Origin of the sequence: Streptomyces sp. NPDC007346, assembly GCF_040703535.1 — a bacterium.
GTDB lineage: Bacteria > Actinomycetota > Actinomycetes > Streptomycetales > Streptomycetaceae > Streptomyces.
Genome location: NZ_JBEYKR010000100.1, coordinates 17,800 through 26,796 on the forward strand (window position 1 = coordinate 17,800; position 8,997 = coordinate 26,796).

The window sequence follows — 8,997 nt, forward strand, 5'->3', positions numbered from 1 at the left end:
GCTGTACGCGCACCGATCGCGGTGCTGTTCCTCCCGTGGTTCCCGGGTTTCGACGGGGTCCGGCGGGGTCACCGAGTTCAGGTTTTGCAGGAAGGCGTACGGCGGACATGTCGCAGCAGGAGACGGACGGGCGGATCGGCGTGGACGACGAGGGGTTCATCGTCGACACCGAGGACTGTGAGGAGCGCGAGACGGCGCACCGGGAGCGCGGTACGTCGCGCCCGATCACGGTCGTGGGCAACCCGGTGCTGCACAAGGAGTGCAAGGACGTCACCGAGTTCGGCGACGAGCTGGCGCAGCTGATCGACGACATGTTCGCCAGCCAGAAGACGGCCGAGGGCGTGGGCCTGGCGGCCAACCAGATCGGCGTGGACCTCAAGGTCTTCGTCTACGACTGCCCGGACGACGACGGCAACCGCCACACCGGTGTGGTCTGCAACCCGGTCCTGGAGGAGCTGGCCCCCGAGGCGCGGGTGCTGGACGACTCCAACGAGGGCTGCCTCTCGGTCCCGACCGCGTACGCCTCCCTCGCCCGCCCCGACTACGCGGTGGTGCGCGGCCAGGACGCGAAGGGCAACCCGATCAAGGTGCGGGGCAGCGGCTACTTCGCGCGCTGCCTCCAGCACGAGACGGACCACCTGTACGGCTACCTGTACATCGACCGGCTCTCCAAGCGCGACCGCAAGGACGCGCTGCGGCAGATGGAAGAGGGCACCCCGCGCTACGAGACCGTCCCGAACGACTGAGGACGCGCCAGACCGTTCCGAACGGCTGAGGACGCCAGGACGCCGTACCCGTACGGAAGGGGCCCGGCACCGGACACCGGTGCCGGGCTTCGGCAGTTTCTCCCCTGCATCTGGCAGCTAACTGCCGTTTGCCTGGAGGGAGTTGACGCGCGTTGACCGGCTGGGCCAGGCTCGCTGCACAGCGTCCGTGACCGAGAGGGAGCCCCATGCTGAAACGCGCCGCACGCGTTCTGCTCGGACTTGTCATGACCATTACCTTCGCGCTGGGCGGGGCCGTGCTGACCGCCGGACCCGCGCAGGCCGACGGGTGCTACACCTGGACCCGCACGCTCAAGTCCGGAGCGACCGGCAACGACGTGACCCAGCTCCAGATCCGGGTCGCCGGGTGGCCGGGGTACAACTCGGTGCTCGCCATCGACGGCTCCTACGGCCCGGCCACCACCGCCGCCGTCAAGCGGTTCCAGGCGGCCTACGGCCTGGCCGCCGACGGGGTCGCGGGCCCCGCCACCCAGGCCAAGATCTACGCGCTCCAGGACAACGACTGCACCCCGATCCACTTCACGTACCCCGAGCTCAACAAGTGCAACAGCACCTGGGCGGGCGGCAAGGTCGCCGCGGGCACGGCCAAGGCCAACGCGCTGAGCAGCATGTGGAAGCTGGAGGCGCTGCGCCACGCGCTCGGCGACAAGTCCATCCGCGTCACCAGCGGCTTCCGCTCCGCCTCCTGCAACGCGGCGGTCGGCGGGGCCTCCAACAGCCGCCACATGTACGGCGACGCGGTCGACCTCGGCGTCTCGCCGCACTCCCTGTGCACCCTGGCCAAGCAGGCCCGCTACCACGGCTTCCGGGGCATCCTCGGCCCGGGATACGCCGGCCACGGTGACCACGTCCACGTCAACCAGGGGCCCAACCGCCACTGGGCGGCGTCCCAGTGCGGTATCTGATCCGCTGAAGCCGTCCGCCGTGCCCGGCGTCCGCCCTCAGGCGACGTCGGGCACGGCGGACGCCGGCCCCCGGAAGGTCCGGCGGTAGGCGTTCGGCGTCGTGCCGAGCGTGCGCACGAACTGGTGGCGCAGGGTCGCCGCCGTACCGAACCCCGTCCGCCCCGCGATCGAGTCGACCGTCAGGTCCGAGGTCTCCAGCAGGTGCTGGGCCAGCAGCACCCGCTGCCGCAGCAGCCAGCGGTACGGGGTCGTCCCGGTCTCCTGCTGGAAGCGGCGGGCGAAGGTGCGCGGCGACATATGGGCCAGCGCCGCCAGCTGCTCCACCGACATCTCCTGGTCCAGGTGGCCCTCCATCCACGCCAGCGTGGAGCCCACCGTGTCGCACGCGTTCCGGGGCAACGGGCGGCTGATGTACTGCGCCTGCCCGCCGTCCCGGTGCGGCGGCACCACCATGCGCCGGGCGATGGTGTTGGCCGCGTCCTGCCCGTACGCCTGGCGGACCAGGTGGAGGCAGGCGTCGATCCCGGAGGCGGTGCCGGCCGAGGTGATCACCGGGCCCTCGTCCACGTACAGCACGTCCGGCTCCACGGTCGCCTCCGGGAAGCGGCGGGCCAGCTCCGCCGCGTGGCGCCAGTGCGTCGTGCAGCGGCGGCCGTCCAGCAGCCCCGCCGCCCCCAGGACGTACGCCCCGGAGCAGACGCTCAGCACCCGCGACCCGCGCTCCACGGCCCGCCGCAGCGCCTCGAGGACCTCGTCCGGGTACTCCCGCTCCATGAAGTTGCTGCCCGCCGGTACGGCGATGAGGTCGGCGTCCTCCAGCCGCTCCAGGCCGTGTTCGGTACGGATGGTGAAGCCGGCGTGGGTGCGCAGCTCGGGCCCCTCGGCGGAGACGACCGCGAAGTCGTGGACCGGCAGCCCCTCTTCACCGCGATCCAGGCCGAACACCTCGCTCAGCACACCGAGTTCGAAGGGGTGGACCTCGTCGAGCAGCAGGACGGCGACGTTCTTCAGCATGGAACCAGTGTGGCAGTAATTCGATGCTGTATGGCTGTGCTGCCACTGACCAAATCCGTCCGGGCGGGCGAAAGTGGAGCCATGAACCTCTTCTTGGACTACCTCACCGTGACCGCCCTCTTCGCTCTCGTCGCCTTCCCCTCCGCTGTCGGCTTCGTCCACGAGCACCGCATCGACCGCCAGTTGCGCGCCGCCGAGCGGGGTGAGGTGCCGCCCGGGGGAGCGGGGAGCGCCGCGCTGTCGGCTCGGGCCACGGGGCGCCTGGACGCGGGGAGTTGGGCGAAGGTCTAGGTCCAGAGCGGGACGGGCCCGCAAGGGGACGCGCGGCGCCGGGGGCGCGGGTGCGGTCACCGTCCGCCAGGGGCGGGGGAGCGCCCGCGGATGCCGTCCAGGAGGTACAGGGTGCGGCGGTCGTAGTCGTTGCGGGGCGGCCGCTCGCCGTGCTTGAGGGCGAGGGCGTTGTCGACGACGAGTGCGTGCAGGTCGCCCGCCGTGAACTCCGGCCGCAGCACACCGCAGGCTCGCGCCGCTGCGATCAGCTCCTCGTTGGCCTCGCTCCCGAGCCGGCAGATCTCCATGAGCTGCTGCGAGTTCGGATACGTCTGCAACAGGACGTCGTTGAAGGCGGGCTGGCGGTACTGGAGGTCGCGGAGCGCGGTGAGGTAGTACGTGATCCGCTCGCCCGCGTCAGCGATGGCCCGAGCCCGGTCGATGACGGCGGACAGCTCACTCGCCACGAGCTCTTCGATGACCGCTTCGATGAGGCCGATCCGCCCGCCGAACCGGTTGAAGATCGTGGCCTTGCTCACCCCCGCCGCCTTGGCGACCTCCTCCAGCGGCACCGTCAGGCCCTGCCCCTGGAAGGCGCCGATCGCGGCGGAGCGGATCTGCTCGGAGTTGCGCCGGGCGTCGGCCCGCAGCCGGGGTCCCGAAGGCACCGCGCTCACCGTCCCTTCCTGCCCGTCGACACAAGTTGACTCATGTGGTCAGTTTACCTACGGTCGTAGTCGGAAGCGAAACTGACCCATGTGGTCAACTTAAGATCCGAGAGGCCGAGAACATGATCGTTGTGACTGGCGCCACCGGTGGGCTGGGCGGCACCACCGTCGAGCACCTCCTCAAGCGCGTGCCCGCCGACCGGATCGGCGTCAGCGTCCGCGACACCGCCAAGGCGCAGCACTTCGCCGACCGCGGCGTACGCGTACGGCAGGGCACCTACGAGGACCCGGCCGCGCTACGGGACTCCTTCGCCGGTGCCGAGCAGGTCCTTCTGGTGTCCGGCAACGACCCGGCGGCCAACATGGTCGGCCTGCACCGCCATGCCATCGAAGCAGCGGTCGCGGCCGGCGCCCGGCGCATCCTCTACACGAGCCAGCAGGGCGCCGTCCCCGGCAACCCGTACCGGCCGTCCGACATCCACATCGCCACCGAGGCACTTCTCGACGACTCGGGCGTCGCCTGGACCGCACTGCGCAACGGCGCCTACGGCCCGCTCGATCAGGTGCTCGGCCCGTGGCGGCGGACCGGCGTGATCGCCCAGCCGGAGGACGGCCCCGTACCGTACACCGACCGTGCCGACATAGCCGAGGCCACCGCGGTCATGCTCGCCGGTGACCGCTCCTTCGACGGCCCCGTCACCCTCACCGCGCCGACCGCCCTCACCTTCCACGATGTCGCCGAGATCGCCTCCGGTCTCACCGGCCGCTCTGTCAGGCGCGTCGTCCTGGACGACGAACAGTGGGTCGCCGACCAGATCACGACCGGGGTGCCGGAGCAGGTGGCCCGGCTCATGCTCACCTGGTACCAGGCTGCCCGCGCGGGCAGCTTCGCCGAGGCCGGCCCCCTGCTGGCCGAACTGCTCGGCCGCGAGCCCCGCACCGTCGCCGACCGGCTTGCAGCTTACACCGCCACCTGAGGCTGAACCTCCGGCTCCAGGCTGCCCGGCCTCTGCGGCCGTCCGCGAGCGCGGACACCCCCTAGATCCCGCCGCTCCCGTATCCGTCCCGGTGCTCGGGGAACAGGTGGGGGTGGTGCCCGGCGAGGTGCCGGGTGATGGCTTCGTCGGTGGGGTCGGTGATGTCCCAGCTGTGGGCGCGGGGGTGGTCGGCGAAGAGTTCGCATGCTTCGTCACGGGTGTCGAGCGCGGGGCACCAGGGGCACGAGGTGAGCCGGGCGCGCCCGGAGCCTTTCCACCGGACCCAGACGGCGCTTCCGGGGCGTCCGCCTTCGTCCCAGAGCATGGCGGCGTGCTGGTCGTCGTGGTCCTCGCCGAGTTCGCAGAGCACGTGGCCGGCTTCGGGCCGGTGTCCGGGGGGAGAGAGGGCGAGGAGATGGTCGGGGGGCGGGAGGAGGGCGAGGGCGGTGCACTGGTTCATGGGTGGGGCCGTCCCCGTGAGTCGTCGGTGGTGTCGTCGGTGGTGTGCGGTCCGGCGACGAGGTCCGCGAGGGGGTCGGTGACGTCCCAGGAGTGGCCGGTGGGGTGGTGGTCGAAGAAGGAGCACCGCAGTAGGGCGTCGGTGTCGAGGTTGCGGAGGGCGGCGGGACACCAGGGCATGGTCCGGATGCGGTGGGTGCGGTCGGTGTCGGTGCCGGTCCAGCGGAACCAGAGGGCGGGGCGGTCGGGTGCGTCGGCCGGGCAGAGGAGTGCGGCGTGTTCGGTGTGGGTGTCGTGCTCGCCGAGTTCGCACAGGACGTAGTGGTCGAAGGTGAAGTCGTCGGGCGGGGTGTCGGGTCCGCCGGACATGGTGACGAGGGCGGTCAGCGCGTCGCTGAGGGGGACCCGGGTCACGGCGGTGCATTGCAGCACGTGGGGTCTCTTCCGTGGAGGGGGCCTGCGGGTGCCTAGTGGGCGGCCGGGGAGGAGTGCCATCCGGCGAGGGTGAGGCTGAGCCCGACGGCCGGGTCGAGGACGGTGAACTGGACGGGAAAGCCCGCTTCCAGGGCCCGTATGGCGTCGTCCTGGCGGTGGTGGTCGGTGGCCCAGAACCGCAGCCCTTCGGGTGCGTCGGAGCCGTGGAAGAGGACGGGCCGTACGTCGGCGGTGGGCAGCCGCAGCGACGTACCGTCCACGGCCTTCCCGTGCCCGTCGGCGAGACGGAGGGCCTGCCGCCGGAGCCAGAGGAGGGCGAGGCGCCGGTTGCGTACGGTGACACCGCCGAGCGAGGCGAACCGCTGCCCGTCCGACACGGTGACCTCGGCGGCGTAACCCACGCGCCTCACGCGGCCCGCTCGTGGTCGCCGGGCCGCAGCAGGGCCCGGAGCCGGTCGGCCGCCGCCTCGATCTCCTCCACGGCGGCGGTGCGGGTCGCCAACCGGTCTTCGAGCGCCGCGTCCAACTCGGCGCGGAACAGGGCCCGGTAGGCCGGGTCTGACTCGATGCGTACGAGTTCGCCGAAGGGAGATTCGGGCGGGCGCGGCCGGGTGAGCGCCCAGGTGAGCCGGGGGAGCCGGAGCCGCAGGTGGATCTCGGCGGCACCGAGGACGAGGGCGAGCCGAACCCGTAACCGGGTGAGGGGGCTGCTCACAGCACGTCCCCCCGACTGCGGGCGTTGGCCCGTGCGGTACGGGCCCGCAGCTGCTCTATGGGAAGCGCGGGCCGTACGTGCCGGGGCTCGACCTCCCACTCCGCGCCGCCGCCCATGGGCCGCAGCGACCAGTAGAGGCCGGCGACCCCTCGGAACTCACCCACGCGGTTGCTGCGGCTGGTGTCCACCAGGAGGGTTCCGGGGGCGGGGAGTTCAGGAGGTCCCTCAGTATTCGGACGAGCGTTCACGCCGTACACCTATCGCTCCTCTCTGTAGCTGAATGGCTACCGGGGCGATTCAGAGTGACCTACCGTGAGAAGCCCTTCAACTGAGGGAACCTGAAGGAAGAGTTGGGAGCACGGCCATGGCCAACATCAAGGAGCTGAACCCCGCCAGCAGCCCGCAGGCGGCCTTCGGGGCGCGTATCCGCAAGTTCCGGGAGGAGCGGGGGTGGACGCAGGACGTGCTGGCCCCGAAGATCGGGTACTCCAGTCAGCACATCTCTGCTGTGGAAACTGTTCGCAAGCCGCCGACTCTTCGCTTTTCGAGGAAGTCTGACCTGGCATTTGGTACGACCGGCACGGACGACTCGTTCGAGCGCGAGTACATGGAGCTGCGGAACGGCTCGCTGCTGGAGGGCTTCCCGGAGTACGTGGGGTACGAGGGCCGGGCGGTGGAGATCAGGCTGTTCGAGGTCGGCCTCGTTCCTGGGCTGTTACAGACGCCGGACTACGCGCGGGCCGTGGCCTACGGGGACGTGGAACGCGGGTCCATCACCTACGAACAGGCGGATCAGCGCGTCGAGTTCCTGGCGCAGCGGCAGGAAGCGCTGGTGCGGTCGCAGCCGCCCATGGTGTTCGTCGTCATGGACGAGAGCTGCCTCCATCAGGCCGTCGGCGGTCCGGAGGTCATGAACGCCCAGCTCCGACGGCTGGAGGAGATGTCCGCGCGGCCCAACTGGATCATCCAGGTGGCGCCGTTCAGCCTCGGCGAGCGCAGGGCGTTCGACCTGCCGGTTTACCTGCTGACCATGGCCGACCGGTCCATCGTCGCGTACGCCGAATCGCAGGCGCAGGGGTATGTGGAGCGCGAAACATCGGTGGTGGCACCCATGTTCACGACCTACCATCAACTCCAGGGCGAGTCGCTGTCGAAGGCGGCGTCTGCGGCCAAGATCAGCAAGTTGCGAAAGGGCACTCCGTGAAGACCGAATCCCCCCGTTGGTTCACGTCCTCGTACAGCTCGAACGGCGGTGCCTGCGTCGAGGTGGCCGCCAACCTGGTCGCCTCGCAGGGCATCGTCCCGGTCCGTGACTCCAAGGTCGTGGACGGTCCGGTGGTCGACGTCCGTGCGGCCGCGTTCTCCGCGTTCGTTGCGGGCGTCCAGGACGGGAAGCTCGGCACCGTCTGACGAGTCGACCCAGGACGCCCCACCGCTTGCAGCGTGGTGGGGCGTCCTGCTGTCCGGGTACGACCGGAGGCCGGACATGGCTCCGTCCCGTCTGGCGTGCTGGGAGTCGCCCTGTTCTCGGTCGCGCTCGCCGCTGCGTTTGTGGTGAACACGGGTTGTGCCGTTCCTGCGGACCGGCGGGCCCGACGACGTACGCAGGGCGATGATGTCGGCGGCGTCGGATCTGCGCTGCCTCACGGGTTGCATGGCGATCGACGAAGAACTGCACGGGCTCGGGCAACCGTCCGGCCCGAACGGTCTCCGGCATGACGGACAGAGGGACGTGGACGCTCTGTCTGGCAAGCGGACCTCGGGGACCGGGACCTGGTGGTGGACGAGGTCCAGGTTCGGGAGGGGACGGCCTCGGAAAGCGCGGCGAGGGTGCTCGGCCCAGGGGAAGGGGAGCGCGTGTGGATCAGGAGCCGGAGGTTCGTGTTGAACGGCACGCCGGTGCTTCTGGCGACGTCGTACCTCCCCGCGTCTCTGGTCGCGGGCTCGGCCATCACCCGGCAGGACACCGGGCCGGGAGGGATCTACGCGCGGCTGGCCGAACTGGGCCACAAGCCGGTCCACTTCAGGGAGGAGATCCGTTCCCGCATGCCTCTGCCGGAGGAGGCGACGAGGCTGAGTCTTCCGGCGGGCACGCCCGTCATGCTCATCTGCCGGACCGCCTTCGCAGAGGAGGGGCGGGCCGTCGAGGTGAACGAGATGGTCCTGGACGCGGCGGCCTACGTGCTGGAGTACGACTTCGACGCCTGGCAGCCCCCGGGAGGCCCTCTGGCGCCCGCCTCACCGGGTCGCCCATGGTGGGACTTCCTGCTACGGAAAGGGCACCCCGTGAAGACCGAATCCCCCCGTTGGTTCACGTCCTCGTACAGCTCGAACGGCGGTGCCTGCGTCGAGGTGGCCGCCAACCTCGCCGCCTCCCGCGACCTCGTCCCGGTCCGTGACTCCAAGGTTGCGGACGGCCCGGTGGTCGACGTCCGTACGGCCGCGTTCTCGGCGTTCGTCGCGGGCGTGCGGGCCGGGGCGTTCGAAGCCGCCTGACCCGCCCAGTTCTGAGCACCGCCCCACTCTGCCCCGCGCATGGTGGGGCGCGTCGCTGCCCGGAGAGCGCGCTGTCGATCTCGTACCCCGGTCCGCCGGCTTCCTGCGGGCCGTCGCCGCGAGACCGGCCGCGCGGGTGCGGGTCTCGTCCACGGTGGCGGTTCGGTACGGGCGGGCGGCGTCCAGCAGCGTGTTGTGCCGGTCTCCCGGCCGCAACGGTCGACACCGTCCGGCCCGACAGCCCAGCGCCGCCCCACCGTGCCGGGCACGGTG

At 71.0% G+C, this 8,997-nt stretch carries 14 protein-coding genes and 2 pseudogenes; 9 read left to right on the forward strand and 7 right to left on the reverse strand.

What is annotated here, in order from left to right; translation table 11 throughout:
- Positions 1–107 precede the first annotated feature (107 nt).
- Complete coding sequence (gene def / locus AB0917_RS23535; RefSeq protein ID WP_366821600.1) at positions 108–746, forward strand: peptide deformylase; 639 nt, start codon at positions 108–110, stop codon at positions 744–746.
- Between the two features lie 206 nt (positions 747–952).
- Positions 953–1,690, forward strand: coding sequence for a D-Ala-D-Ala carboxypeptidase family metallohydrolase (locus tag AB0917_RS23540; protein ID WP_366821601.1), 738 nt, complete (start codon positions 953–955; stop codon positions 1,688–1,690).
- Between the two features lie 36 nt (positions 1,691–1,726).
- Here AB0917_RS23540 and AB0917_RS23545 read toward each other — a convergent pair whose 3' ends face one another.
- A complete protein-coding gene (locus tag AB0917_RS23545) occupies positions 1,727–2,704 on the reverse strand; it encodes a helix-turn-helix domain-containing protein (protein ID WP_366821602.1) in 978 nt (325 codons plus the stop codon).
- 81 nt (positions 2,705–2,785) lie between these two features.
- Between AB0917_RS23545 and AB0917_RS23550 the strand changes: the two genes are divergently transcribed.
- Positions 2,786–2,995: a hypothetical protein gene (locus AB0917_RS23550; protein WP_366821603.1), complete on the forward strand. Its 210-nt coding sequence runs from the start codon at positions 2,786–2,788 to the stop codon at positions 2,993–2,995.
- Positions 2,996–3,051: 56 nt separating this feature from the next.
- On the opposite strand, the gene AB0917_RS23555 is transcribed toward AB0917_RS23550, so the two are convergent.
- The gene (locus AB0917_RS23555; RefSeq protein WP_366821604.1) at positions 3,052–3,651 is read right to left on the reverse strand and encodes a TetR/AcrR family transcriptional regulator; all 600 of its coding nucleotides are present in this window, start codon (positions 3,649–3,651) and stop codon (positions 3,052–3,054) included.
- A 113-nt stretch (positions 3,652–3,764) separates the two neighbouring features.
- Here AB0917_RS23555 and AB0917_RS23560 point away from each other — a divergent pair, with 113 nt between their 5' ends.
- Entirely contained in the window at positions 3,765–4,619 is an 855-nt protein-coding gene (locus AB0917_RS23560) for an NAD(P)H-binding protein (RefSeq protein ID WP_366821605.1), read from the forward strand.
- A gap of 61 nt (positions 4,620–4,680) precedes the next feature.
- Here AB0917_RS23560 and AB0917_RS23565 read toward each other — a convergent pair whose 3' ends face one another.
- The 5 genes from AB0917_RS23565 to AB0917_RS23585 are packed head-to-tail and all read right to left on the reverse strand — an operon-like array spanning position 4,681 to position 6,485.
- Entirely contained in the window at positions 4,681–5,079 is a 399-nt protein-coding gene (locus AB0917_RS23565) for a hypothetical protein (protein WP_366821606.1), read from the reverse strand.
- On the reverse strand, positions 5,076–5,510 hold the full coding sequence (locus tag AB0917_RS23570) for a hypothetical protein (RefSeq protein WP_366821607.1): 435 nt from the start codon (positions 5,508–5,510) through the stop codon (positions 5,076–5,078). Before AB0917_RS23570 ends, AB0917_RS23565 begins: the two co-directional genes overlap by 4 nt.
- Positions 5,511–5,545: 35 nt before the next feature.
- Complete coding sequence (locus tag AB0917_RS23575; RefSeq protein WP_366821608.1) at positions 5,546–5,923, reverse strand: hypothetical protein; 378 nt, start codon at positions 5,921–5,923, stop codon at positions 5,546–5,548.
- Positions 5,920–6,228, reverse strand: coding sequence for a hypothetical protein (locus tag AB0917_RS23580; RefSeq protein ID WP_366821609.1), 309 nt, complete (start codon positions 6,226–6,228; stop codon positions 5,920–5,922). Before AB0917_RS23580 ends, AB0917_RS23575 begins: the two co-directional genes overlap by 4 nt.
- The gene (locus tag AB0917_RS23585) at positions 6,225–6,485 is read right to left on the reverse strand and encodes a hypothetical protein (protein ID WP_366821610.1); all 261 of its coding nucleotides are present in this window, start codon (positions 6,483–6,485) and stop codon (positions 6,225–6,227) included. The genes AB0917_RS23580 and AB0917_RS23585 overlap by 4 nt, the downstream gene beginning before the upstream one ends.
- A 107-nt stretch (positions 6,486–6,592) precedes the next feature.
- On the opposite strand from AB0917_RS23585, the gene AB0917_RS23590 reads away from it, so the two are divergent.
- The 5 genes and pseudogenes from AB0917_RS23590 to AB0917_RS23610 all read left to right on the forward strand — a co-directional run bounded on the left by AB0917_RS23590 (position 6,593) and on the right by AB0917_RS23610 (position 8,724).
- Positions 6,593–7,432 carry a helix-turn-helix transcriptional regulator gene (locus tag AB0917_RS23590; protein WP_366821611.1) on the forward strand — a complete coding sequence of 280 codons (840 nt, stop codon included), beginning with the start codon at positions 6,593–6,595 and terminating at the stop codon, positions 7,430–7,432.
- A complete protein-coding gene (locus AB0917_RS23595; protein ID WP_366821612.1) occupies positions 7,429–7,638 on the forward strand; it encodes a DUF397 domain-containing protein in 210 nt (69 codons plus the stop codon). Before AB0917_RS23590 ends, AB0917_RS23595 begins: the two co-directional genes overlap by 4 nt.
- Positions 7,639–7,764: 126 nt before the next feature.
- Positions 7,765–7,918 (forward strand): annotated as a pseudogene (locus AB0917_RS23600) (tetratricopeptide repeat protein); the annotation flags it as partial.
- Between the two features lie 38 nt (positions 7,919–7,956).
- Positions 7,957–8,433, forward strand: a pseudogene (locus tag AB0917_RS23605) (UTRA domain-containing protein); the annotation flags it as partial.
- Positions 8,434–8,514: 81 nt separating this feature from the next.
- On the forward strand, positions 8,515–8,724 hold the full coding sequence (locus tag AB0917_RS23610) for a DUF397 domain-containing protein (RefSeq protein ID WP_366821614.1): 210 nt from the start codon (positions 8,515–8,517) through the stop codon (positions 8,722–8,724).
- Positions 8,725–8,997: the final 273 nt, after the last annotated feature.